The following is a 23,770-nucleotide window of genomic DNA, read 5'->3' as shown; positions in this document are numbered from 1 at the left end:
GAGGGGTACGGGAACATGTCCATGATGAACTTCTTGGGCCTGGCGGCCAGCTCCGGATCGCCTGCCAGGTCCCCGCTCGGGTTCGGCGCCTCATAGGTGCCCTCGGCGTCCCAGAAGTCCTGCCAGCGTGCCTCGATCTCGGCCGCCAGAGCGGCCGTGTAGCGGTGCGGCGCGGCCTCCGCCGACACGGCGGCGGCAGCGGGGTTCGTCTCGCTCATGATCCTCAAAGCTCCATAGATCGTCTCTGCCAGCGGAAATGAAAAAGCCCCTCGCACAGGAGGGGTCGCCGCGCCGATTCCGACCACCCGATGGGCCGGTGGTCGGGACTGATCAGCGCGGCTCGCTAAGCAGAAGGCGTACGGCACGCATGGCGTCAGGGTACCGCAGCGCCCGAGCGCACCGCGACGGGCCGGCGGGGGCACCCCCGGGAGCGGACGCGGGGCCGACCGGGAGCCGGCCCTGGTCCGATCCGGGCCGAGTCGGACCGGGCTCGGAGCGAACCGGATGAACCCAACACCGATCGCAGCCGTACTCAGACATCGACGGTCAGGTGGCGAACGTCACGGAAGGCTGGATCGAGTTCAAATATCACTTCGCATAACCGCAGCCAATCGGACATCGCACCCACGCCGTCGCCCTTTGATAACGGCGCAATAACTGAAACCACGTACCGCTCGGTTTGGAGCCACCTAGAGTGCGGCAGCGGGACCGCCTTCCCGAAACTGTTCGGAGTTGCCCCCATGAACCCTCCACGTAGTAACAGCTCGCTCCCCAAGCCGGGCCGCTCGGCCTACGGCATGGCGTCGGCTGTGGTGCTGCTGCTCATACCCGTCATCGTGCTGTCCGGCGGTAACGCAGTCCGGGACTTCCTCGACTTCGGAGCGGGCGTGCTCTCGCTCGTCTCCCTCAGCTGCTCCGTGATCTGGGGGCTCGTCGCCCAGGACCGGATCTTCCTCAACACCCGGCAGCGGATCGTGGCGCAGGCCGTCCACCGGACGACCGCGGTCGCCTCGATCGCATTCCTCCTGGTGCACGTCACGGTCAAGATCGCGCTCGAACACACGGTGCTGATCGCGGCACTGATCCCCTTCAGCCTCGGCGTCAGCGGATCGGCCGGTCTCATCGGCCTCGGCTCCCTGGCCGGACTCCTCATGATCTTCGTGGGTATCACCGGCGCGCTGCGCAGCAACTTCGCGACCCCGGCGCCGGTCGCGGCGCGCTGGCGGGCGATGCACATGCTCGCCTACCCGTCCTGGTGCGCCGCACTGGTGCACGGCCTGTACGCGGGTCGTGCCGCGAAGCCGTTCTTCATGGTGTCCTACGAGCTGTGCCTGCTCGGGGTCATGGGGGCACTGGCCCTGCGCGCCGCGCCGCGCCCGTTCAAGCGCAAGGTGGCCGACAGGGTCTTCGCGCTCGTCGGCGGCGGTGACATGGCGGGACGCGAGGGACTGGACGCCAGCCGCGCCCGCAACGCCGAGGCGGCGGCCACCTTGGCGGGCTTCTCGGGGCGCTCGGCGGACCGCGCCGGCGGCCGGGAGGGTCTGGTCCCCCCGCAGCCCTCCACGCCCCTCTACGAGGCTCCCGCGGCCCGCACCATGACCCCGGAGCCCGGCAACGGCTTCGCGGCCGCCTACCGAGCCACGTCGGCCGCCCCCCGCGCGCAGGCACCGATGACGCCGGACGCGACCCAGCGCATGGATCTGCCCTTCGACACGCAGGCCACCGGGGCCATGCCGCGCGTCGACGCCGGAGGCAGCACCTCTGGCAGCTGGCCGATCCCGTCACCGCCGCCCGTCGGGGAGGCGCCTCCCTCCGCGTACGACCCGCTCCAGGACACCGGATACACCATCCCCGCCTATGGCAATCCGGGATACAACGGGTACGGCGCGAGTGAGATGTACGACACCGGTGAGACGAACGTACCGTTCGGCACGTACAACTCGAACAACACGTACAACAGCGGTCCCGCAGCGGAAACGCTCCCCGGCGCCTTCGACACGCCGGGAGCCGGCGAACCCTGGAACGCGCCTTCCGGAGGCTTTAAGTGAACGAGGCCCTGCCCGACGTCCCGGAAGTCCGGGTGGTCGGGCTTCCGCAGCTCACGTCGGGCTTCGACCTTGTCGAGAGACTCGACCTGCCGATGCACCTCAAGGTGCACGGCCCGCTCGAGCCGATGGGCGGAGAGCAGCTCGCACAGCTCGCCGAGCAGATCAACCTCAAGGGGCGCGGCGGCGCCGGTTTCCCCTTCCACAAGAAGCTGCGCTCGGTCGCCGAGTCCGCGATCCGCCGCGGCATCCGGCCGGTCGTGGTCGTCAACGGAAGCGAGGACGAGCCCGCCTGCCGCAAGGACACGGTGCTGATCAACCGTGCCCCGCACCTCATCCTGGACGGCGCCCTGCTGGTCGCGGAGGCCCTGGGCGCCCGCACGCTCGTCGTCGGGGTGACACGTGCCTCGACCGAGCGGTCGATGGAGCAGGCGCTGGCCGAGCGCGGGCTGAGCGACCGGCGCGGCGCGCCCATCCGCGCGCGCGTGCAGCGCAATCCCGTGCGCATGGTCACGGGAGCCGCCGCCTCGCTGATCCGCTCGATCGACGGCGGTCCGGCGATCCCTCCGGGGCGCAAGACCAGCGCCTCGCAGAGCGGGGTCGGCGGCGCGCCCACGCTGCTGTCGAACGCCGAGACGTTCGCCCAGCTGGCGATCGCCGCGCGCATCGGCGCCGAGCGCTACTGCAACACCGGTCTGTACGACGAGCCCGGCACCGTCATGCTCACCGTCTCCGGTGCGGTCAACCGCCCCATGGTGATCGAGGTCCCCACGGGCGTCCCGCTGCGGTACGTGCTCCAGCTGGCCGGCGCCCCGCCGGTCCCGCAGGGCGTGCTGACCGGCGGTTACCACGGCAAGTGGATCGACGCGACGACCGTCGACGAGGCGGTCGTCTCGCGCAACTCCCTGGACGCCGTCGGCGGCTCGCTCGGTGCCGGCGCGATCCTGCCGATCAGCCAGGAGACCTGCCCGCTCGGCGAGTCCCTGCAGGTGGCGAAGTGGCTGGCCGAGGAGAGCGCGGGCCAGTGCGGCCCCTGCTACCTGGGCCTGCCCGCCGCGGCCCGCGGCATGGAGGACATCCTCAACGGCGGCGGTCCGGCCGCCCTGGAGGCCCTCAAGCAGGTCGCCAAGGCCGTGAAGAGGCGCGGTGCCTGCTCGCACCCGGACGGCTCGGCGATGTTCCTGGAATCGACCATCAAGGCGTTCACGGACGACCTGGCCGCGCACGTCCTCGGCAACGGCTGCGGCAGGCCCGTGGAGGGTGTGCTGCCGCTGTTCGAGGGCGGCAGGGCCCCGACGGGCATCCCGGGCGGCGGACAGGCCGAGCCGGAGGCGGGGGCCAGCCGGCAGAAGATCTACGTGGACTGGACGCTGTGCCGCGGCCACGGACTGTGCGCAGACATCCTCCCGGAGGTCTTCGAACTGGGCGCCGACGGCTTCCCCACGGTCGCTCAGGCGCCGGTGCCGCTGTACGCGGAGGCGAAGGCCCTGCGTGCCGTGCGCCGCTGCCCGGCGCTCGCGCTGCGGATCGAGGAGGACACCCGGTCCGGCCCGCCGTCGCGCAGCAACCTGCCCGTGCTGTCGCAGGGCCGTGGACGCCGGGCCCTCGGGCGCTGACCAAACGGACGGCGGGCCGCCCTCACCGGGTGGCCCGCCGTTTCGTTGCGCGCACTTGCCTGTGCGAACTGTCCTGTCGGCGTGCGCAGCGGTCCCGCCCGCGTGCACGGGTGTCCGCGGCCGTCGACACCGAACGCACGACGAAGGCGGCTCACCCCTGGGATGAACCGCCTTCAAGTTCTGTGGAGCTAAGGAGAATTGAACTCCTGACCTCCTGCATGCCATGCAGGCGCTCTACCAACTGAGCTATAGCCCCTTGCAGCCACGCGGCGGAACCGCGTATCGGCCTTGTCGCCCGGTTTCCCCGGCGGCGACGCCAACATTACACGGTCCACCGGGTGGAACACCAAATCGTTTCCCGCGCCCCCGCGTCAGGCCGTGGCGAACGAGTAGAAGCGCTTGAGCGTGCAGTGCTCGTCCAGGAGGCGGCCGTAGATCGGCTCCCCCTCCAGCTCGCGGTAGGTCTCGATCGGGTCGCCTTTTATGATCAGCGCGCGTGCGCATTCCTCGCACCAGTACTGGTAGTCCGGGTTGACCGGCTCCATGTCACGGACGATCGGCGTGCCGCTGCCGCACCAGTCGCACTTCCGCCTGTGTGCACCCATCGATCAGCTCCAGCTGTGGCCGCAGGCCGTGCACACGTAGGAAATGCCGCCGTTGTCGCCGAGCACCTGGGCGACGTGGGACGAGCCGCACGAGGGGCAGTCGAGGAGGGTGGCATTCCGACGTGTCACCGCCACTGCGAGAAGATCGTGGACCTCCCCGCGGATGCTCGCTGACATCGCTACTCCCTCCCGTCGGGCCGCGCCCCCTTCCGGCCGTTTGATTCTGCCACGGCCGGGCCAATACGGTCAGCGACGCCTTCGTACCAGTCCGGACACGGCACCCAGCGTGGCCGTCGCGGCCAGCGCGTACATGCACACGAGGAGCGCGTCCGAAGAGGTATACGCCCCAGGGGCGCCCAGTGACTCAAGCCGGTTGAGGAAGAGTGCGCCGAACGCCGCGACACCGATCAGCTGACCGAGCTGGGTGACAGTGGCGAGCAGGCCGCTGGCGTCGGCCGCGTCCTCGGGCCGTACGGTGGCGAGGGCCCTGATCAGCGTGGGGCTGAAGGCCAGCGCCAGGCCCACGCCGACGCCCGCGAAGGCCGCGTGCAGCCCGGCTCCGCCGTGGCTCCCGCCGCGCAGCGCCAGGCCCACCCAGGTCACGGACAGGCCGGCGAACAGGAATCCCGCCGGGACCAGGTGGCGTTGCCAGGCGGCCGGCCACTTCCGCCAGGTCAGACCGGCCAACCCGAACACCACGGCGGTCGGCGCGAAGGTCAGCCCTGCCCGCAGGGCGCTGTAGCCGAGGCCGCCCTGGATGTGCAGGGTCAGCGAGAAGAGGAAACCAGCGTTGACCGCCATGACGGCCAGCAGCCGGAAGACCGCGAGGCCGATGCCGGGATGGCGCAGCAGCCTCGGCGCGATCAGCGGCGCCCCGCCGCGCCGGGCGAGCCGGGACTCGTAACCCTGGAACAGGGCGAAGACGACCGCGGCAGCGGTGAGGCACAGCCAGGACCACAGCGGCCAGTGCTCCTCCTGGCCCAGCACGAGCGGCACGGTCAGCAGCGAGACGGCGGCGCCGAGCAGCACCAGGCCGGGCAGGTCGAGGCCGCGCGAGCGTTCCCCGGCCTGGGCGTCGTCACGCGGCAGGACGCGGCTGCCGACGGCCAGCAGTACGGCGCCGAGGGGCACGTTGACGAGGAACACCGGACGCCAGCCGGCGCCGAACAGGTCGGCGCTGACCAGAACACCGCCGAGCACCTGTCCGGCGGCCGCACCGGTGGCCAGGACGGCGGAGTAGGCCCCGAGCGCCCTCGACCGTGCCTCACCGGTGAAGTGACGCTGGATCAGGCTGAGCACCTGCGGGATCATCAGGGCTGACCCGGCGCCCTGCACCAGCCGGAAGGCGATCAACTCGCCCGTTCCGCCGGCCAGTCCGCAGGCCAGCGAGGCGGCTGTGAACACCGCGATCCCTGCGAGGTGGACCCGGCGGTGGCCGAGCCGGTCGCCGAGGCGCGCTCCGGTGATCAGCAGCACGGCGTAGGCGATGGAGTACCCGGCGACCACCAGTTGCAGTCCGGCGCCGCTCGCGTGGAGGTCGGAACCGATCGTGGGTACGGCGACGTTGACGATGAAGACGTCGAGCAGGGCCATGAACTGGGCGGTGAGCACGACCGCGAGAAGCCGGCCGGGGCCGTTGTCAGTGGTGGGGGTCTTACTGGGTGCAGGTCGGATTCCGGGGGCGGGTCCGGGGCCGGCGGGAGTTGTCGTCGTCATGCCTGGAAGCCTGGCGACGGCCGGAAACGGGTGACGAGAGCCCGCTGATGCTGGTACTGAGAGCACCTGGCAGCGGTCGGCTCCGGCCCGATGATGGAGACGGGGGATGTGGGGACCATGACGACGACACAGCGCCGCAGGCCGGAGCTGGCTGCCTTCCTGCGCAGCAGGCGGGCCCGGGTGACGCCGGCCGACGTGGGCATGCCGCCGGGACTGCGGCGCCGGACACCGGGCCTGCGCCGCGAGGAGGTGGCGCAGCTCTCCGGGGTGGGCGTGACCTGGTACACATGGCTCGAGCAGGGCCGCCCGATCAACGCCTCGCCACAGGTCCTGGACGCGGTCGCGCGCACGCTGCGCCTGGACCAGCCGGAGCGGGAGCATCTGTACCGGCTGGCGGGCGTGCCCTACGACCGGGGCGGGGAGGGGCTGCCCCAGCGTGTGGGCCAGGACGTCCAGGAGGTCATCGACGCCCTGGACCCGCGTCCGGCGGTGGTCTACAACTCGCGTTACGACCTCCTCGCCACGAACGCCGCCTACGGCGACCTGTTCCGGATTCCGAGGACGCCGGAGATCGGCGCGGCGAACGCCCTGTGGACGCTCTTCATGGTGTCGGAGGAGGCCTGCCCGGTGGTGCACCCGGAGAGGGAGCTGCCGGTGATGGTGGCCACCCTCCGCTCCGCGTACGGCAGACATGTGGGTGAGCCGGCGTGGGAGGACTTCATACGCAAGCTGTCGGCGGCCAGTGCCAACTTCGCGGAGCTGTGGGCGAGCGGCGAGGTGGTCCCGCCCGGGCCGCGGGGGAAGAGGTTCCGGCATGCCGCGGTGGGCGAGTTGCGGCTGGCCACGCTCTCCCTGTCGATCGACGGCATGGCGGAGTGCCGGATCGTGGTGTACACCCCTGAGGACGCGGACTCGTGGGAGAAGGTGGCACGGCTGCGGGAGCGGCGGCAGCGGCTGTGGCCGCCCTCGGAAGTGGTGTGAGACACACGACAGGGCAGTGGACGCCGTACACGCGGAACAGTCGAACACGCGGCATATGAAAGATCCCGCCCCTGCGGGACGGGATCTTTCATATCGATCTTTGACAACTCAAGAGTGTCGATCCGTGGAGCTAAGGAGAATTGAACTCCTGACCTCCTGCATGCCATGCAGGCGCTCTACCAACTGAGCTATAGCCCCTCGTGCCACGCGGCGGAGCCGCATGGTCTTTCGCCCCGCTCGGCGGGGCGAACAAGAAGAACTTTAGCCTGCGACCTGCCAGAAAGTGAAATCCCGGGTCCGGAGCACCCGCGCGGCCGCTCAGTCGTCGTCGCCGAGGACCGGTTCCGGCAGGGTGCCCGCGTTGTGTTCCAGGAGGCGCCAGCCGCGGGTGCCCTCGCCGAGGACGGACCAGCAGCAGTTGGAGAGACCGCCGAGGCTCTCCCAGTGGTGGGCCTCCAGGCCGAGCAGGCGGCCGATGGTGGTGCGGATCGTGCCGCCGTGACTGACCACGACGAGCGTGCCGTCCACGGGAAGCTTCTCGGCATGGCGGAGCACCACGGGGGCGGCCCGGTCGGCGACCTCCGTCTCCAGCTCGCCACCGCCGCGGCGGACGGGCTCGCCGCGCTTCCAGGCGGCGTACTCCTCGCCGTGACGGGCGATGATCTCCTCGTGGGTCAGCCCCTGCCAGACGCCCGCGTACGTCTCGCGGAGGGCCTCGTCGAGGGTGACCTCCAGGCCGGTGAGCGTGGCCAGCTCGGCGGCCGTGGCGGCGGCGCGCCTGAGGTCGGAGGCGACGATGGCGTCCGGCTTCAACGAGGCGAGCAGGCGCGCGGAGCGGCGGGCCTGACCGATGCCCGTCTCGGTCAGTTCGACGTCCGTGGAGCCCTGGAAGCGGCGCTCCACGTTCCAGGACGTCTGGCCGTGGCGCCACAGGATGATCCGGCGCCCCCGGCCCTTCTTCCCCGTGTCGGTGCCCGCTGCCGTCACCGCAGCTCCCCGCCCAGCTCCGCGTCCAGCTCGGCGGCGTCCTGGGCGGCCTGCAGCCTGGCGTGCTCCTCGGCCTTGCCCCGGGTGGCCTTGGCGTCAGACGGCAGGTCCAGCTCGGGGCAGTCCTTCCACAGCCGCTCCAAGGCGTAGAAGACGCGCTCCTCGCTGTGCTGGACGTGCACCACGATGTCGACGTAGTCCAGGAGGACCCAGCGGGCCTCGCGGTCGCCCTCGCGGCGTACCGGCTTGGCGCCGAGTTCCTTCAGCAGCCGCTCCTCGATCTCGTCGACGATCGACTTGACCTGGCGGTCGTTGGGCGCCGATGCCAGAAGAAAGGCGTCCGTGATCGACAGCACGTCGCTGACGTCGTAGGCGACGATGTCGTGCGCGAGCTTGTCGGCGGCCGCCTGGGCGGCGGTGTTGATGAGTTCCAGAGAGCGGTCCGTGGCGGTCACTACAAGGCTTTCCGTCGGCGGTCAGTGATACCTCAAGGGTCTCACGTACCGCCGACAGCACCCCATGTGATTAATGGAGCACGCTTCGGCTGCCGGGTGTGGCCCACGTCACGAGGACGGCTTGAAGTCCTTGCCGAGCACGACCGAGACGTTCGCGTTGGAGGCGCCCGTGCCCTTCTTGACGGTGCTGGTGGGCAGGCCGAGGGTCTTGGCGACCTCGATGGCGTTCTGCTTGTCGCCGTCGTCGGCGTAGGTCACCCGGGAGGTGGCCTGGGCCGGGCCGGTGCCCGCGTCGACGGAGGTGTAGCCGCCGTTGACGAGGACGACACGGGCCTGCTCGGCGGCGGCCTGGGAACCGGTGGCGTTCTTGATGCCGACCCGGACGGCGTCACCGGCCTGCGGGCTCTTCACGGTGCCACCCAGCAGAGCCCTGACCACGGTGTCTGTGGCCTTCTGGCCGACGGTGCCGTCGGACTGGACCGGCAGCAGTGCGGTCTTGTAGTCGCCTTCTTTGGCGTGGTCCGCGAGCTTGGCCAGGAAGGTGCCGAGATCCTTGTCGGTCAGGGAGGGGTCGAGGATCTGGGCGAGCGTCTGCACGGTGGTCGTCGCGGCCTGCGGGTCGGAGGACATCTTGCGCAGCATCCCCTGCATCACCTGGCCGAACCGCTCGAGCTGGGCGTCCTGGGACTCCCCGGTGGCGCGGTAGGTGGCGTAGGCGACGGCCATCGTGCCGCTGAGGGTCTGGTCCTGCCCCTTGTGCACGAGGGGCGCGCCGCCCTTCTTCTTGGCGTCGGGGTCGGGGACGTCGGCGTTGGTGTCGACCTCGATGTTGCCGACGAGTTCGACGAGGTTCTGCAGGTAGGGGGTGTCGAGGCGCCAGGTGCCCTCGATCCTGGTGCCGAGGACCGAGTCGATGGCGTCGCTGGTGCCGGAGGAGCCGTCGTCGGCGACCGACTTGGCGAGGGTGGTCGTGCTGCCGTCGTCCGAGGTCAGGGCGAGGGAGTTGGGCAGCAGGACGGTGGCGCCCTGCTTGGTGGTGGTGTTGTCGACGAGCAGCGCGGTCGAGGTGCCGCCGCCCTTGGTGTTGTGCAGGTGGACGACGATCACGTCGCGGTTCTGGGCGGTCGCGGCCGTCGCCGTCGTGCCGGACTTGCCGCCGGAGGAGAGGCCGGGCAGCTTGCCCGCGTACCAGAGGTAGCCGACGCCGCCGACCGCCACCAGGGCGAGCGCGACGGCAAGGGCGATGATCCGGCTGCGGGCGCGGCGGCGGGCCTCCTCGCGGCGCTCGGTGCGGTTCTCGGTGAACTTCAGCCAGTCGATGACGTCTTCGGAGTCGCCGTCGGGCTCCTCGACGAAGGCGAACTGCTCGGTGCGGTAGTCGCGGTCGCCGTGCGGCTCCCTCTCGGCGGTCTCGCCGCCTGCGGGCGTGCCGTCGCCGGCGAAGCCGGTCCCGGGCGCGTGCCCCGGGGCACTGTCGGCCGGGCCGGCCTGGTGCGGGATGTAGGCGGTCTGCTCGGTGACGCGCGGCTGCTGACCACTGGTCGCGGACCGGCCGTAGGGGTCGTGGCCGGCGGCGGTCGTGGTGCCGTACGGGGCGTAGGGGTCGTAAGGGGCGGCGGGGTGCTGCCGGCCGGTGTCGTGGGAGGACACGGGCTGCTGGCCACCGGTGTAGGGCCCCACCGACTGCTGGGTGCCGGTCGCGTACGGGTCGTAGCCGTAGCCCTGCTGCTGGTCGGGTTGTGCGCCGTACGGGTCGTAGCCCTGCGGGGTCCGCTGTGCGGGCACCTGTCGGTACACAGGCTGCCCGAACTCGTCGTAGCCGACGAGCTCGTACTGGTCGCCGCCCGCGTATCCGTCGTATCGGTCGTTCACCGGTGCCCCTCTCGGCTCACTCGCCGCGGTACAGCTGCCGTTTGTCGATGTAGCGCACCACGCCGTCCGGCACCAGGTACCAGACGGGTTCGCCCTTGGCGACTCTCGCACGGCAGTCTGTGGACGAGATGGCGAGCGCGGGAACTTCGACGAGCGAGACGCCGCCCTCGGGGAGACCGGGGTCGGCGAGAGTGTGACCGGGGCGCGTGACGCCGATGAAGTGGGCCAGGGAGAACAACTCGTCCGTGTAACGCCAGGTGAGGATCTGGCTGAGCGCGTCGGCGCCGGTGATGAAGAAGAGGTCGGTGTCGGGGTTGAGCGCCTTCAGATCACGGAGTGTGTCCGTGGTGTAGGTCGGGCCGCCGCGGTCGATGTCGATGCGGCTCACCGAGAACTGGGGGTTCTCGGCGGTCGCGATGACCGTCATCAGATAGCGGTCCTCGGCGGGGGTGACGTTGCGGTCGGTCTTCTGCCACGGCTGGCCCGTGGGCACGAACACCACCTCGTCGAGGTGGAACTGGGCGGCGACCTCGCTGGCCGCGACCAGGTGACCGTGGTGGATCGGATCGAACGTTCCGCCCATGACGCCGAGGCGGCGCTTGCCCGGGTTCGACGGCCCACTGCCGGGGCCTGGCCCCGTGCCCTTCGCCGGACCGGTGGGTGTGTGCTGCTCTCCCATGCGTGCGACCCTACCGGCCCGGCCGCCGGGCACCGGCCGACAGGCCCCCGCGAGCGGCCGGGACGGGCTCTTGGCCCCGGCTCAGCGGTCGCGGTTGAAGCGGGTGGTGATCCACAGCAGCAGGAGAAGGATGACGAGGGCGGCCCCGCCCGTCATGAAGGGGCTGATGCTCGCGTGGCGCTCGCCTTCGCCCTCTGCGAGGGTGGCCAACTGGGCAGCGGTGCTGTGGAAGCTCATCTTCGGCAGTACCTATCCGGTGTGGGCGGGATAAAGACGTCGGCTCATCGTATGCGGGCGCGTTCCCGGGCATCACGGCGACTCCGCCGTTGGACGCGGACCACGGGCGCCGGGCAGCCCCGGACGACGGGCGGCTCCGGCCCGCCGGGCGCCCCCGCGCGCCCGGGTCAGTCCTTGCGCCTGTAGCCCCGCAGCAGGAACCAGCCGGTCAGGACGCAGCCGAGGACCATCACGATCAGGACGACTCGGAGCAGGTTGCCCGGGCCCTGTCGGCTGGCGGCCGCCGCTGCCTCGGTGAGCCAGGCGGCGCTGATGTGCTCCATGAGATCGCTCCTTACGGTGTGCTGCCCTGTCACGGTATCTCCGCCTAGGCTGGACTCCGCTTCGGGGGCGCATCACGCGGGCCGCGCACAGCGAGCCATCAGACACATGGGGGAACGCATGCCCGACGACGGTCAGGGTCACAACGGTCACGAGCACGTGCCGAGCAGGCAGCGCAGGCGGTTTCCGGGGATCTCCTCGCGCGCGTACGAACACCCGGCGGACCGTTCGGCCCTCGTGGCCCTGCGGAAGCTGAGCGGCTTCGACACGGTCTTCAAGGCCCTCAGCGGTCTGCTGCCCGAGCGCAGCCTCAGGCTGCTGTTCCTCTCCGACTCGGTGCGGGTCTCGGATGCGCAGTTCCCCCACCTGAACGACATGCTCCGGGACGCCTGCTACATCCTGGACCTGGAGAAGGTCCCTCCGATGTACGTCACGCAGGACCCGCAGCCGAACGCGATGTGCATCGGCCTCGACGAGCCGATCATCGTCCTGACGACCGGGCTCGTGGAGTTGCTGGACGAGGAGGAGATGCGGGCGGTCGTCGGGCACGAGGTCGGGCACGCGCTCTCGGGCCACTCCGTCTACCGGACCATCCTGCTGTTCCTGACCAACCTCGCGCTCCGGGTCGCCTGGATCCCGCTGGGCAACCTCGCGATCATGGCGATCGTGACCGCGCTGCGGGAGTGGTTCCGCAAGTCGGAGCTTTCGGCCGACCGGGCCGGTCTGCTGGTCGGGCAGGATCTGCAGGCCTCGATGCGCGGGCTGATGAAGATGGCGGGCGGCAACCATCTGCACGAGATGAACGTGGACGCGTTCCTCGAGCAGGCCGAGGAGTACGAGGCCGGGGGCGATCTGCGCGACTCCGTGCTGAAGATCCTCAACGTGCTGCCGCGTACGCACCCCTTCACCACGGTCCGCGCGGCCGAGCTGAAGAAGTGGGCCGCCTCCCGCGACCACCAGCGGATCATGGACGGTCACTACGCACGGCGCAGCGAGGACGGGGACACCTCGGTGTCGGACTCGTTCCGGCAGTCGGCGGCGAGCTACGCGAACGAGGTCAGGCAGTCCAAGGACCCGTTGATGAAGCTGGTCAACGACCTCGCGGGCGGCGCCGGCGATCTCGGCGACCGGGTGCGGCGCGGCTTCGCGGGCTTCGCGGGCAGCGCTCCCAAGGACGCGCCGCGCGAGCCTGACGACAACCACCCGGACGACAGCCACCCGGGGGACGAGAGCCCCTACGGCCACGACTGACGGCCTCCGCCACGGGCGGCCGGGTGTCGGGATGACGGGCCCGGCGGGCGTGCCTACACCTTCGGTTCCGCGCTCGCCGACAACGTGCCGCACAGGGCCGTCGCGCTGCCCGTCGCGAAGGGGTCGGTGCCGGCCGGGCCGCCCGCCTTGGCGGTCTGTCCGGCGAGCAGCGGCCGGAGATGGCTCGCGGTGTCCTCGGCGCAGGCGAGCGGTCCGGCCTGGACGTAGGCGGCGACCAGCTCCGCCTGGTCCAGGCGCAGGTCGTCACGGTCGAAGCGGAAGGTCAGCTGGCGGCGCACGGTGAACAGCGACGCCTTCGCCTTGGCGTCGGAGCCGGCCGGCTTCAGCGCGTACACCACGGTGTGGTCGGCGCTGACCTCCAGCGTGTCGGAGTCGGCCTCGGTGGCCTGGAGCCTGCCCTGGACGCGGATGTTCTGGTCGGCCAGCCGGGCGCGGGCGGGGTCGAAGCGGACCAGCCAGCCGGTGGCCGCGTGCCGCCCGTCCGAGGCCGGGTGGGAGAAGCTCTGGTCGAACTGGTCGAGCTGCTGCGCATCGAGCAGCAGGCGCACCGGGCGCACGGCGCCGCCGGTGAGCACGGCCGGGTCGAGCGAGGAGGCGACCAGGTAGTTCTTCGCATTGGTCAGGGCGGCGTAGACCTGGCTCTCGGAGAAGTGCGCGGTGCGCCGGGCGGCGGGGAAGGTGATCCCCTGGGCGCCGACGCGGAACTGGGCGGCGGGGCTGTGCGCGTACAGCTCCTCGGGGTCCGTGGCGCCGGGTACGGCGGACTGCGGGGCCAGGGGTATCACCGTCATGCGCAGCGGTTCGACGGCCTGGGCCCTGGGCGCCTGGTACGGATGGCGCACGCCCATGTAGATCGCGGTGGCGAAGGCGACGGCTATGAGCAGGACGAGGATCAGCGCCTGTCTGGGCAGTGCGCGGTGCAGGAGCGGGCGCCGGCGCACGGCGGGGGCGTGGTCGGCCATCCGCTCCTGGGCGGAGTACTCCTGCAGGCGGGCAGCCCGGACGAACGACTCGTCGAACACGACGGATCGGTACTCGTCCTCGCCACCGCCGGGAGCACCCTCGGGCAGCCCCTCGGGTGGGTCTCCAGGCCCGCCCATATCTTCAGAGTAGGTCTCCGGGAGCCCCGGTAAACGCCCTGGTACACGACAAGTTCTGACAGGTCCTCACCAGGTTTTCCAACGAGTTTCGAACCTCGTTCGAGACGGTTGCGCGCACAGCCCGTGAGCTTGCCGGACGCCCGGTCCCGGTCCGGGGAGTCAGGGAGTCCGCGGCACCGCTGAGAACGCCGGGGGCGAGTAGTCGGCGGAGGCCGAGGGGCCGGTGCCCGCGCCGGCTTCCTGGCCCTGCTCCAGGCCGGTCGAGGCGGGCGTCGGAACCTGGTCCTGACGCCCGGAGGACCCGCCCCGGTACACCGCCGTGAATGCCAGGGCCACCATGCCGATGCCCATCACGAGGGCGAGCATCCAGGCGACCGGGCGGTGCCAGCGGGCGCCCTTGCCGTAGGGCCTGCCGAACGGGCCCGTGGTGCCGTAGCGGCCGTCCAGGACGTCCATGTCGTCGGGGTCGAGGCCGTGGCCGAAGCCGTCGTCGGGACCGTATCCGTCGTCGTAGCGATCGTCCCGTGCGGCCCTGCCGCGCGCTCGGCGCGCCTCCGCCTCCTGGGCGTCGGCGCGGGCCTGGGCTGCGGCGAGGAGTCTCTCCACGGCCGTAGGCTCGTGGACCACGGCGGCCCGTATCCAGGCCTCGTCGAAGACCGCGGAGGCGAACTCTTCGTCCATCGCTCCGCGGTCGCGGTCGTCGTCGGGCTCCGGGCCGTCAGCGAACGGCGTGCCCCCCACGTCCTCCGGCACGGATCCAGAGTAGACCTGGGGGGTCAATTTGGGCAGACGGTATGGAAATTCATCCACCTGGCGAGACGGTCCCCAGATGGGTGCCGGGAACCGTCACCGCCCTGCCGGAACGAGCGCTCGCTCAGCGCCGGACGTGCCCGTCGCCGGTGACGATGTACTTGGTGCTGGTCAGCTCCGGCAGGCCCATCGGGCCCCTGGCGTGCAGCTTCTGGGTGGAGATCCCGATCTCCGCGCCGAAGCCGAACTGGCCGCCGTCCGTGAAGCGCGTCGAGGCGTTCACGGCGACCGTCGTCGAATCGACCAATTGGGTGAATCGGCGGGCGGCCTGCTGCGAGGTGGTGACGATCGCCTCGGTGTGCCCGGAGCTCCACAGCCGGATGTGCTGCACGGCCTTGTCGAGGGAGTCCACGACCGCGGCGGCGATGTCGTACGACAGGTACTCGGTGTCCCAGTCGTCGGGCGTCGCCTCCACCACCGTGGCCCGGGAGTCCTTGGCGTACGCCATCACGCGCTCGTCGGCGTGCACGGTGACCCCGGCCTCCGCGAGGGCGTCCAGGGCGCGCGGCAGGAACTCGGGGGCGATGTCCTGGTGGACCAGCAGCGTCTCGGCGGCGTTGCAGACGCTGACCCGCTGCGCCTTGGAGTTGATCAGGATGTCGATCGCCATGTCGAGGTCGGCCTGGGCGTCGACGTAGACGTGGCAGTTGCCGGTGCCGGTCTCGATCACCGGGACGGTGGACTCCTCGACCACCGTGCGGATCAGGGAGGCGCCGCCGCGCGGGATGAGCACGTCGACCAGGCCGCGGGCGCGCATCAGCTCGCGCACCGACTCGCGGCTCTCACCGGGCACGAGCTGGACGGCGTCGGCGGGCAGGCCGGCCCCGCCCACGGCGTCGCGCAGCACCCGTACGAGCGCGGCGTTCGACTCGTAGGCGGAGGACGAGCCGCGCAGCAGGACCGCGTTGCCGGACTTCAGACACAGGGCGGCGGCGTCGACGGTCACGTTCGGCCGGGCCTCGTAGATGATCCCGACGACGCCGAGCGGGACGCGGACCTGGCGCAGGTCGATGCCGTTGGGCAGCGTCGAGCCGCGGACGACCTCGCCGACCGGGTCCGGCAGAGCGGCGACGTCCCGGACGTCGGAGGCGATGGCCCGGACCCGCTCGGGGGTGAGCGTGAGCCGGTCGATGATCGCCTCGCTGGTGCCGGCCTCGCGGGCCTTGGCGATGTCCCTGGCGTTGGCCTCGACGATCTCACTCGTGCGGACCTCCAGCGCGTCCGCCATGGCGAGCAGCGCGTCGTCCTTCTCGGACCGCGGCAGCGGCGCGAGGTCTGCGGCGGCGGCCTGGGCACGGTAGGCGGCCTGGGCCACCGGGGACATGGAGTCGTACGGCGAGAGCGTGGTCATGAGGGAAGCGTAGTGCGCCGGACATCCCCGTTCAGGGCTCGTCCCACACACCGAGACGCGCTCAAAACGGGTGAACTCCGACCGGTGTGGCCGGTGGCGGCCCGTACCCCTCGGTGACCCGCTGGTGGTAGGTGTCGCGGTCGACGACCTCCAGGCCGACGATCTCCCAGGGCGGCAGCCCCGCGCTCTGCCGGTGCTCGCCCCACAGGCGCAGCGCGACCGCGGCGGCGTCGTGCAGGTCGCGGGCCTCCTCCCAGTAGCGGATCTCGGCGTGGTCGCACGCGTAGCGGCTGGTCAGCAGGAAGGGGTGGTCGTTGGCCAGCTGTTCGAGGGAGCGCCGCACCTCCTGCAGTGGTGCCTCCTCCCCCGAGACGCTGAGCGTGACGTGCCACAGCCGGGGTGTCTCGCCCGGCTCCTGGTGAGTGTCGGCGGGCTCCTGGTACGCCTGCCCCGCCGGGACGCTGGTCAGCGCGCGCTGCTCGTCGGCCCTGCGCGGGCCGCCGCCCCGGGAGGCACCGGAGGTGCCACCACCGCGGGACGCCGCCCCCGGGCGCACTCGTCTCACGACGGCCTCCTTACGCGGTGCTGTGCGGAATGGGTGCCAGGGACCCGGTCGGTCGACCGGTCCCAGAGACCCAGTGGAGCAGGCCGCGCGGGCCCGTGGGGCGGTTTTGCGGAACGTCCTTCACCTGACGGACCCGCGGGACGGGACTTTCGGCCTCTCGTGGAGGCGCGGAACGCGGGCTCACGGCCTCACGGGTGCAGGACGACCAGGTCGTCCCGGTGGATGACCTCGCGTTCGTAGGCGGGGCCCAGTTCACGCGCCAGTTCCCTGGTCGAGCGGCCGATCAGCCGGGGGATCTCCTTGGCGTCGAAGTTGACGAGCCCGCGCGCGACCGCCCGCCCCTCGCTGTCACGCAGTTCGACGGGGTCCCCCGCGCTGAAGTCGCCCTCGACCGCGGCGATGCCGGCGGGCAGCAGTGACTTGCGGCGTTCGACGACGGCGCGCACGGCCCCGTCGTCGAGGATGAGGGCGCCCTGCGGGGTGGAGGCGTGCTGCAGCCACAGCAGCCGGTCGGCGGAGCGCTTGCCGGTGGGGTGGAAGTACGTGCCGGTGTCGCGGCCCGCGAGGGCGTCGGCTGCGTGCACGGCGGAGGTGAGCACCACGGGGATGCCGGCCGCCGCCGCGATGCGGGCCGCCTCGACCTTGGTGACCATGCCGCCGGTGCCGACGCCGGCCTTGCCCGCGCTGCCGATCTCCACGTGCGCCAGGTCCTCCGGGCCCCGCACCTCCGCTATCCGCGAGGTTCCGGGCCTGCTGGGATCCCCGTCGTAGACGCCGTCCACGTCCGACAGCAGGACCAGCAGGTCGGCGTGGACGAGGTGGGCGACGAGCGCGGCGAGGCGGTCGTTGTCGCCGAAGCGGATCTCGTCGGTGGCGACGGTGTCGTTCTCGTTGACGACCGGCAGCGCGCCCATCGCGAGAAGCTTGTCGAGGGTGCGGGAGGCGTTGCGGTGGTGGGCGCGACGGCTGGTGTCGTCGCCCGTCAGCAGGATCTGGCCGACGCGGATGCCGTAGCGGGCGAAGGAGGCCGTGTAGCGGGCGACCAGGAGGCCCTGGCCGACGCTGGCGGCGGCCTGCTGGCGGGCCAGGTCGCGGGGGCGGCGGCGCAGGCCGAGCGGCGCGAGGCCGGCGGCGATGGCGCCGGAGGAGACGAGGACGACCTCCTTCTCCCCTCCGCTGCGGTGCTTGGCGAGCACGTCGACCAGGGCGTCGACGCGGTCGGCGTCGAGCCCGCCCGCGGCCGTGGTCAGTGAGGAGGAGCCCACCTTGACGACGATCCTGTGGGCCTCTTCCACGGCCTGTCTTGCGCCTGCCACCTGCTGTTCTTCCCCTCGCGCGCGATTCCCGCTCCCGTCCGGCAATCTACGCGAAGACGCACGGGTGCCGCGCACCGGTCCAGGAAGCGGACGGTGACCGAAGCCCCCCGGACCGGTCACCGAGCCGTCACACCGGCCGCAGGGCAGGGCAGCCCCGCGGGCAGCCGGGGACCGACCCTGGCTGCCCGCCGTGCTGTCAGAACGGCTCGAAGTCGTCGAACTCCTGCTGCGCCTCGTCGCGTTCGGCCTGCCGTTCCTTGCGCCGCTGCGCGGCAGGCCGTACGCCCTCGAACCGGTGGTCCTCGCCACGTCGTCCGAGCATCTCGGCGCCGGCCGTCAGCGACGGCTCCCAGTCGAAGACGACCGCGTTGTCCTCGGGTCCGATGGCGACGCCGTCCCCGGCCTTCGCGCCCGCCTTCACCAGCTGTTCCTCGACGCCGAGGCGGTTCAGCCGGTCGGCGAGGTAGCCCACGGCCTCGTCGTTGTTGAAGTCGGTCTGGCGCACCCAGCGCTCCGGCTTCTCACCGCGCACGCGGAAGAGCCCGTCGGCCTCGCGCGTGACGGTGAAGCCCGCGTCGTCGACGGCCTGCGGCCGGATGACGATCCGGGTCGCCTCCTCCTTCGGCTTGGCGGCACGCGCCTTCGCGACCAGGTCGGCCAGGGCGTACGACAGCTCCTTCAGCCCGGTGTGCGCCACCGCGGACACCTCGAAGACGCGGTAGCCGCGGTCCTGGAGGTCGGGCCGCACCATCTCGGCGAGGTCCTTGCCGTCGGGCACGTCGATCTTGTTGAGGACGACGATGCGCGGGCGGTTGTCGAGGCCGCCGTACTGCTTCAGCTCCTCCTCGATGACGTCGAGGTCGGAGACGGGGTCGCGGTCGGACTCCAGCGTGGCCGTGTCCAGCACGTGCACGAGGACGCTGCACCGCTCGACGTGCCGCAGGAACTCCAGGCCCAGCCCCTTGCCCTGGCTGGCGCCCGGGATGAGCCCGGGAACGTCGGCGATGGTGTACACGGTCGAACCCGTGGCGACCACGCCCAGGTTCGGGACGAGGGTGGTGAAGGGGTAGTCGGCGATCTTCGGCTTGGCGGCGGACAGCACGGAGATGAGCGAGGACTTGCCCGCGCTCGGGTAGCCGACGAGCGCCACGTCCGCGACGGTCTTCAGCTCCAGCACGATGTCCTGCACGTCGCCGGGCTCGCCGAGCAGCGCGAAACCGGGCGCCTTGCGGCGCGCCGAGGCCAGCGCCGCGTTACCGAGGCCGCCGCGGCCGCCCTGGGCGGCGATGTACGACGTGCCGTGGCCGACCAGGTCGGCCAGTACGTTGCCCGACTTGTCGAGCACGACCGTGCCGTTCGGGACCGGCAGGACGAGGTCCTGGCCGTCCTTGCCGGAGCGGAAGCCGCCCTCGCCGGGCTTGCCGTTGGTGGCCTTGCGGTGCGGGGAGTGGTGGTAGTCGAGCAGCGTGGTGACCGACTGGTCGACGGTGAGGATGACGTCGCCGCCGCGTCCGCCGTTGCCGCCGTCGGGGCCGCCGAGCGGCTTGAACTTCTCACGGTGGACGGAGGCACAGCCGTGGCCTCCGTTACCCGCGGCGACGTGCAGTTCGACGCGGTCCACGAAGGTGGTCATGGTTCAGTGCCTCCAGAAAACGTACGGGGTGTGTGCTGTCCGACAGCTGTCCAACAAGCGAAAGGCGGACCCGCCTTCCCGACCGGGAAGTGAGGTCCGCCTCGCTGAACGTTCGGTCGTAGCCGTGAATCAGGAGATTCAGGCGACGGGAACGATGTTCACGACCTTGCGGCCACGGTGGGTGCCGAACTGCACCGAACCGGCCTGCAGCGCGAACAGCGTGTCGTCGCCGCCGCGGCCGACGCCCGCGCCCGGGTGGAAGTGGGTGCCGCGCTGGCGGACCAGGATCTCACCCGCGGAGACGACCTGACCGCCGAAGCGCTTCACGCCGAGCCGCTGGGCGTTGGAGTCGCGACCGTTCCGGGTGGACGATGCGCCCTTCTTGTGTGCCATCTGTTCTCAGTCCCTTACTTCGCAGCCGTGGGGATCTCGGTGACCTTGATCGCCGTGTACTGCTGGCGGTGGCCCTGGCGACGGCGGTAACCGGTCTTGTTCTTGTAGCGCAGAATGTCGATCTTCTGGCCCTTGTGGTGGTCCACGACCTCGGCCTGGACCTTGATGCCGGCCAGCACCCACGGGTCGCTGGTCACGGAGTCGCCGTCGACCACGAGCAGGGTCGAGAGCTCGACCGTGTCGCCGACCTTGGCGGTGGAAATCTTGTCAACCTCGACGATGTCGCCGACAGCAACCTTGTGCTGGCGACCACCGCTGCGCACGATCGCGTACACGCGGAACTCACTCTCTCGCTCGGGAACGGCACCCCCGCAGGCCAGCCGCCCTGCGAAACGCGCGAGCGACCTCTCCCGGCCGGTCCTTGCGGCCCGCGTCCGGGAGGAAGAGGTTTACGGGGATGTGGCGCATCAGTGGACACGCCGACGGTCAAGGTTACGGGGCCGGGTCGGGAAGGGTCAAACCGGGTCCTGTCCGCCACTCCCCCACACGACGGCGGCCCGCCCGGAGGGATCCGGGCGGGCCGCCGTCGTGACGGTGCCGTCGCGTCGGAGGGTCAGTCCTCCGTGGTGACCGAGACGGCCGGCTGTGCCGACTGCTCGGCCGCCGCCGTCTTCTTGGCCGCCGCCTTCTTGGCGGTCGTCTTCTTCGCGGCGGTCTTCTTCGCGGCGGTCTTCTTCGCAGCCGTCTTCTTGGTGGCCGCCTTCTTCGCCGTGGCCTTCTTGGCGGTCTTGCGGGCCGCCTTCTTGGCGGGCGCCGCCGCCTCGGGCTCGGCCTCCGCCGGGGCCTCGGTCTGCTCCGCCGGGGCCTCCGCCGCCGACGGGACGACCACGACCGCCGTCTCCTCCGACGACGTCGGTGCCGTGGCCTTGCGGACGGCACGGCGGCGCGGACGGGCCGGGGCGGCGCTCTCCACGGGCGCCTCGGCCGGCTCGGCGACCTGCTCGGCCACGGGCTCGGCCGGGGCCTGGGCCTCGGCCTCCGGCTCCTCGGCGGGCTGCGGCGCGGCCTCAGCGACCGTCACCACGGCCTCGGCGGGCGAACCGGCCGACGCCGACACCCGGCGGGTCGCCCGACGGCGCGCACGGCCCTTGGGCGCGGCCTCCTCCTCGACGGGCGCGGGCGCCTCGACGACCGGGTCCTCGGCCGCCACCGGCTCCGCCTCCGCCTCGGACCGCGACTTCGGCGCACGCTCGTCCGTACGGGACTTCGGCGCCCGCTCCTCGGTCCGCGGGGCACCCGCGGGAGCCGACGCCCGCCGGCTCACCCGGCGCCGCGAACGGCCCCGGGACGCGGCGGCCTCCGCCTCGGCGACGCTGCTGTACAGCTCCTCGTCCGGCGCGACCGAGTCCATCAGCGACTCCGACACGGCCGACTCCGACAGCGCGGCCGCAACCGCGACCTCAGGCTCCTCGGCGACCGTGGCCTCGACGGCCTCCTCGATCTCGGCCTCGGCCGCGACCGCCTCGTGCGTCTCGGGCTCGGCCTCGACGCCGCCCCGGCCGCGCTTCCTGCGCTTGCCGCCGCCGGCCGCGGCCGCCTGGTCCATGTGCACGATCACGCCACGGCCGTTGCAGTGCACACACGTCTCGGAGAACGACTCCAGCAGGCCCTGTCCGACCCGCTTTCGGGTCATCTGGACGAGGCCCAGCGAGGTCACCTCGGCGACCTGGTGCTTCGTGCGGTCCCGGCCCAGGCACTCCAGCAGGCGCCGCAGCACCAGGTCCCGGTTGGACTCCAGCACCATGTCGATGAAGTCGATCACGATGATGCCGCCGAGGTCGCGCAGCCGCAGCTGGCGGACGATCTCCTCGGCCGCCTCCAGGTTGTTCCTGGTGACGGTCTCCTCGAGGTTGCCGCCCTGACCGGTGAACTTGCCGGTGTTGACGTCGATGACGACCATCGCCTCGGTCCGGTCGATCACCAGCGAACCGCCGCTGGGCAGCCACACCTTGCGGTCCAGCGCCTTCGCGAGCTGCTCGTCGATCCGGTACGTGGCGAAGACGTCGACCTCGCTGGTCCACCTCTGCAGGCGCGGCGCGAGGTCCGGCGCGACGTGCGCGACGTATCCGTGGATCGTCTCCCAGGCGTCGTCACCGCTGACGATGACCTTGGAGAAGTCCTCGTTGAAGATGTCGCGCACGACCCGGACGGTCATGTCCGGCTCGCCGTACAGCAGCGTCGGGGCGTTGCCGTTCTTCGACTTCTTCTGGATGTCCTCCCACTGCGCCTGGAGTCGTTCGACGTCACGGCGCAGCTCGTCCTCGCTCGCGCCCTCGGCGGCGGTGCGCACGATGACGCCCGCGTCCTCGGGGACGATCTTCTTGAGGATGGTCTTCAGCCGGGCCCGCTCGGTGTCGGGCAGCTTGCGGCTGATGCCGGTCATCGAGCCCTCGGGGACGTACACGAGGTAACGACCCGGCAGGGAGACCTGGCTGGTCAGGCGGGCACCCTTGTGCCCGATCGGGTCCTTGGTCACCTGGACGAGGACCGACTGGCCGGACTTCAGGGCCGACTCGATGCGGCGCGGGCCGTTCGCCATGCCCAGCGCCTCGAAGTTGACCTCACCGGCGTAGAGCACCGCGTTGCGGCCCTTGCCGATGTCGATGAAGGCGGCCTCCATCGACGGCAGCACGTTCTGGACCTTGCCCAGGTAGACGTTGCCGACGTACGAGGTCGACTGCTCCTTGTTGACGTAGTGCTCGACGAGCACACCGTCCTCGAGGACGCCGATCTGCGTGCGCTCGCCGTTCTGCCGGACGACCATCACACGCTCGACGGCCTCTCGGCGGGCCAGGAACTCGGCCTCGGTGATGATCGGAACGCGGCGGCGGCCCTGCTCGCGGCCCTCCCGGCGGCGCTGCTTCTTCGCCTCCAGACGGGTGGAGCCCTTGATGGACTGCACCTCGTCGGACGGCTCGGCGGCCTTGCGCGGCTCGCGGACCTTGACGACCGTGCGCTCGGGGTCGTCAGGCGTCGGCTCGTTGTCGACGAGCACGTCACCGGCCCGGCGGCGGCGCCGACGGCGGCGACGGCTGGTGCTGCTGGAGGACGCCGTGTCCTCGGCGTGCTCCTGGGCCTCCTCGTCGTCCTCCTCCACCTGCTCGGCCGTGTCCTCGGCGTCCTGCGCGGCCTGCTCGGCGGCGAGTTCCTCGGTCTCCTCGCCGTCCGCGGACTCGCCCTCCGCCTCGGCGGACTCGCCACGGCGACGACGACGGCCACCACGGCGGCGGCGCCGGCGCGAACCGGTCTCCTCGGCCTCCTCGCCCTCGGCGGACTCCTCCGCCTCCTCGGGCTCCTCCACCTCATCGGTGGTCTCCGGGGTCACGGCCACGGGCTCCTCGTCACCGCCCCGGCGGCGACGACGGCGACGCGCACCGGCGGCCTCATCCTCGGTGGCCTCCTCGCGCTCCGCGGCCTCGGCGGCAGCGGCAGCGGCAGCCCGCTCCGGGGTCTGGAACATCGGCTCGGTGAACACCGGCGCCTGGAACACGGGCACGGCGGGCCGCGCGGGCCGCTGCGCGGCCTCGGACGCCTCGTCGGCGCCGGAGGCGGGCCGCGCGGGCTCGGAGAAGCCGCCGGCGGCCCTGCGGACGACGCGACGGCGACGACGCGGGGCGGCCTCCTCGGCGACCGGCTCGGCTTCCGCGGCGGGCTCGGAGGCGGGGGCGTGGGCGCCTTCCTCGACGGCCTCGGCCTTCTCGCTCACCTCGGCCGTCCCGGCGGCCTCGGCCTGCGGGGCCTCGTCGACGGCGCCCT

At 71.6% G+C, this 23,770-nt stretch carries 23 protein-coding genes and 2 tRNA genes; 4 read left to right on the top strand and 21 right to left on the bottom strand.

Annotated features, from left to right (window positions below):
• The coding region (locus C3488_RS34450) for a hypothetical protein (RefSeq protein WP_146067985.1) at nt 1–218 on the bottom strand (218 nt) is incomplete at its 3' end.
• 522 nt (nt 219–740) lie between these two features.
• Here C3488_RS34450 and C3488_RS34445 point away from each other — a divergent pair.
• Complete coding sequence (locus tag C3488_RS34445; protein WP_181139313.1) at nt 741–2,048, top strand: cytochrome b/b6 domain-containing protein; 1,308 nt, start codon at nt 741–743, stop codon at nt 2,046–2,048.
• Nucleotides 2,045–3,661, top strand: a complete 1,617-nt coding sequence (locus tag C3488_RS34440; RefSeq protein ID WP_103844816.1) for an NADH-quinone oxidoreductase subunit NuoF family protein — start codon at nt 2,045–2,047, stop codon at nt 3,659–3,661. The genes C3488_RS34445 and C3488_RS34440 overlap by 4 nt, the downstream gene beginning before the upstream one ends.
• A gap of 183 nt (nt 3,662–3,844) precedes the next feature.
• Here C3488_RS34440 and C3488_RS34435 read toward each other — a convergent pair.
• The 4 genes from C3488_RS34435 to C3488_RS34420 form a co-directional block, all read right to left on the bottom strand.
• A tRNA-Ala gene (locus tag C3488_RS34435) sits at nt 3,845–3,917 on the bottom strand.
• Nucleotides 3,918–4,032: 115 nt separating this feature from the next.
• Nucleotides 4,033–4,266, bottom strand: coding sequence for a hypothetical protein (locus C3488_RS34430; protein ID WP_016643127.1), 234 nt, complete (start codon nt 4,264–4,266; stop codon nt 4,033–4,035).
• Between the two features lie 3 nt (nt 4,267–4,269).
• Nucleotides 4,270–4,443, bottom strand: a complete 174-nt coding sequence (locus C3488_RS34425; protein ID WP_103844815.1) for a hypothetical protein — start codon at nt 4,441–4,443, stop codon at nt 4,270–4,272.
• A 69-nt stretch (nt 4,444–4,512) separates the two neighbouring features.
• A complete protein-coding gene (locus C3488_RS34420) occupies nt 4,513–5,982 on the bottom strand; it encodes an MFS transporter (RefSeq protein ID WP_103844814.1) in 1,470 nt (489 codons plus the stop codon).
• Nucleotides 5,983–6,099: 117 nt separating this feature from the next.
• Here C3488_RS34420 and C3488_RS34415 point away from each other — a divergent pair, with 117 nt between their 5' ends.
• On the top strand, nt 6,100–6,963 hold the full coding sequence (locus C3488_RS34415; protein ID WP_103844813.1) for a helix-turn-helix transcriptional regulator: 864 nt from the start codon (nt 6,100–6,102) through the stop codon (nt 6,961–6,963).
• 125 nt (nt 6,964–7,088) lie between these two features.
• Here C3488_RS34415 and C3488_RS34410 read toward each other — a convergent pair.
• From C3488_RS34410 to C3488_RS40905, 7 genes are all read right to left on the bottom strand, one after another.
• A tRNA-Ala gene (locus C3488_RS34410) sits at nt 7,089–7,161 on the bottom strand.
• Between the two features lie 120 nt (nt 7,162–7,281).
• Entirely contained in the window at nt 7,282–7,950 is a 669-nt protein-coding gene (locus tag C3488_RS34405; protein ID WP_103844812.1) for a histidine phosphatase family protein, read from the bottom strand.
• Entirely contained in the window at nt 7,947–8,405 is a 459-nt protein-coding gene (gene rsfS, locus C3488_RS34400) for a ribosome silencing factor (protein WP_103844811.1), read from the bottom strand. Before rsfS ends, C3488_RS34405 begins: the two co-directional genes overlap by 4 nt.
• A gap of 108 nt (nt 8,406–8,513) precedes the next feature.
• Nucleotides 8,514–10,277: an LCP family protein gene (locus C3488_RS34395; RefSeq protein WP_103844810.1), complete on the bottom strand. Its 1,764-nt coding sequence runs from the start codon at nt 10,275–10,277 to the stop codon at nt 8,514–8,516.
• A 16-nt stretch (nt 10,278–10,293) separates the two neighbouring features.
• Nucleotides 10,294–10,956, bottom strand: a complete 663-nt coding sequence (gene nadD / locus C3488_RS34390; RefSeq protein ID WP_103844809.1) for a nicotinate-nucleotide adenylyltransferase — start codon at nt 10,954–10,956, stop codon at nt 10,294–10,296.
• 81 nt (nt 10,957–11,037) lie between these two features.
• Complete coding sequence (locus C3488_RS40910; RefSeq protein ID WP_181139312.1) at nt 11,038–11,193, bottom strand: hypothetical protein; 156 nt, start codon at nt 11,191–11,193, stop codon at nt 11,038–11,040.
• Between the two features lie 167 nt (nt 11,194–11,360).
• On the bottom strand, nt 11,361–11,516 hold the full coding sequence (locus C3488_RS40905; RefSeq protein ID WP_181139311.1) for a hypothetical protein: 156 nt from the start codon (nt 11,514–11,516) through the stop codon (nt 11,361–11,363).
• Nucleotides 11,517–11,634: 118 nt separating this feature from the next.
• Between C3488_RS40905 and C3488_RS34385 the strand changes: the two genes are divergently transcribed.
• Complete coding sequence (locus C3488_RS34385; protein ID WP_103844808.1) at nt 11,635–12,765, top strand: M48 family metallopeptidase; 1,131 nt, start codon at nt 11,635–11,637, stop codon at nt 12,763–12,765.
• Nucleotides 12,766–12,818: 53 nt separating this feature from the next.
• Here C3488_RS34385 and C3488_RS34380 read toward each other — a convergent pair whose 3' ends face one another.
• The 9 genes from C3488_RS34380 to C3488_RS34340 all read right to left on the bottom strand — a co-directional run.
• Nucleotides 12,819–13,886: a hypothetical protein gene (locus C3488_RS34380; RefSeq protein WP_103844807.1), complete on the bottom strand. Its 1,068-nt coding sequence runs from the start codon at nt 13,884–13,886 to the stop codon at nt 12,819–12,821.
• 159 nt (nt 13,887–14,045) lie between these two features.
• Nucleotides 14,046–14,666, bottom strand: coding sequence for a hypothetical protein (locus tag C3488_RS34375; protein ID WP_103844806.1), 621 nt, complete (start codon nt 14,664–14,666; stop codon nt 14,046–14,048).
• A 94-nt stretch (nt 14,667–14,760) separates the two neighbouring features.
• Nucleotides 14,761–16,047, bottom strand: a complete 1,287-nt coding sequence (locus C3488_RS34370; RefSeq protein ID WP_103844805.1) for a glutamate-5-semialdehyde dehydrogenase — start codon at nt 16,045–16,047, stop codon at nt 14,761–14,763.
• A gap of 61 nt (nt 16,048–16,108) precedes the next feature.
• Nucleotides 16,109–16,612: a hypothetical protein gene (locus C3488_RS34365; RefSeq protein WP_103844804.1), complete on the bottom strand. Its 504-nt coding sequence runs from the start codon at nt 16,610–16,612 to the stop codon at nt 16,109–16,111.
• Between the two features lie 188 nt (nt 16,613–16,800).
• Nucleotides 16,801–17,928, bottom strand: coding sequence for a glutamate 5-kinase (gene proB / locus C3488_RS34360; protein ID WP_258053836.1), 1,128 nt, complete (start codon nt 17,926–17,928; stop codon nt 16,801–16,803).
• A gap of 196 nt (nt 17,929–18,124) precedes the next feature.
• Nucleotides 18,125–19,561: a GTPase ObgE gene (gene obgE / locus C3488_RS34355; protein WP_103844802.1), complete on the bottom strand. Its 1,437-nt coding sequence runs from the start codon at nt 19,559–19,561 to the stop codon at nt 18,125–18,127.
• A 138-nt stretch (nt 19,562–19,699) separates the two neighbouring features.
• Nucleotides 19,700–19,954: a 50S ribosomal protein L27 gene (rpmA, locus tag C3488_RS34350; RefSeq protein WP_014672692.1), complete on the bottom strand. Its 255-nt coding sequence runs from the start codon at nt 19,952–19,954 to the stop codon at nt 19,700–19,702.
• Nucleotides 19,955–19,968: 14 nt separating this feature from the next.
• Nucleotides 19,969–20,289 (bottom strand): 50S ribosomal protein L21, encoded by a 321-nt coding sequence (gene rplU / locus C3488_RS34345; protein WP_004001309.1) that lies wholly within the window; start codon nt 20,287–20,289, stop codon nt 19,969–19,971.
• 278 nt (nt 20,290–20,567) lie between these two features.
• A partial coding sequence (locus C3488_RS34340) for an Rne/Rng family ribonuclease (RefSeq protein ID WP_103844801.1) occupies nt 20,568–23,770 on the bottom strand: 3,203 nt, incomplete at its 5' end.

Source organism: Streptomyces sp. Ru72 (assembly GCF_002920635.1).
Classification (GTDB): domain Bacteria; phylum Actinomycetota; class Actinomycetes; order Streptomycetales; family Streptomycetaceae; genus Streptomyces.
The sequence above is the reverse complement of the archived record's forward strand: the minus strand, read 5'-3'. Positions and strand labels throughout refer to the sequence as shown.

Coding starts and splice junctions, on each gene's coding strand:
- rpmA (WP_014672692.1), bottom strand. CDS start 19,954: ATGGCACACAAGAAGGGCGCATCGTCCACCCGGAACGGTCGCGACTCC.
- C3488_RS34370 (WP_103844805.1), bottom strand. CDS start 16,047: ATGACCACGCTCTCGCCGTACGACTCCATGTCCCCGGTGGCCCAGGCC.
- C3488_RS34425 (WP_103844815.1), bottom strand. CDS start 4,443: ATGTCAGCGAGCATCCGCGGGGAGGTCCACGATCTTCTCGCAGTGGCG.
- C3488_RS40910 (WP_181139312.1), bottom strand. CDS start 11,193: ATGAGCTTCCACAGCACCGCTGCCCAGTTGGCCACCCTCGCAGAGGGC.
- C3488_RS34380 (WP_103844807.1), bottom strand. CDS start 13,886: ATGGGCGGGCCTGGAGACCCACCCGAGGGGCTGCCCGAGGGTGCTCCC.
- C3488_RS34420 (WP_103844814.1), bottom strand. CDS start 5,982: ATGACGACGACAACTCCCGCCGGCCCCGGACCCGCCCCCGGAATCCGA.
- obgE (WP_103844802.1), bottom strand. CDS start 19,561: ATGACCACCTTCGTGGACCGCGTCGAACTGCACGTCGCCGCGGGTAAC.
- C3488_RS34430 (WP_016643127.1), bottom strand. CDS start 4,266: ATGGGTGCACACAGGCGGAAGTGCGACTGGTGCGGCAGCGGCACGCCG.
- nadD (WP_103844809.1), bottom strand. CDS start 10,956: ATGGGAGAGCAGCACACACCCACCGGTCCGGCGAAGGGCACGGGGCCA.
- C3488_RS34445 (WP_181139313.1), top strand. CDS start 741: ATGAACCCTCCACGTAGTAACAGCTCGCTCCCCAAGCCGGGCCGCTCG.
- C3488_RS34415 (WP_103844813.1), top strand. CDS start 6,100: ATGACGACGACACAGCGCCGCAGGCCGGAGCTGGCTGCCTTCCTGCGC.
- C3488_RS34385 (WP_103844808.1), top strand. CDS start 11,635: ATGCCCGACGACGGTCAGGGTCACAACGGTCACGAGCACGTGCCGAGC.
- C3488_RS40905 (WP_181139311.1), bottom strand. CDS start 11,516: ATGGAGCACATCAGCGCCGCCTGGCTCACCGAGGCAGCGGCGGCCGCC.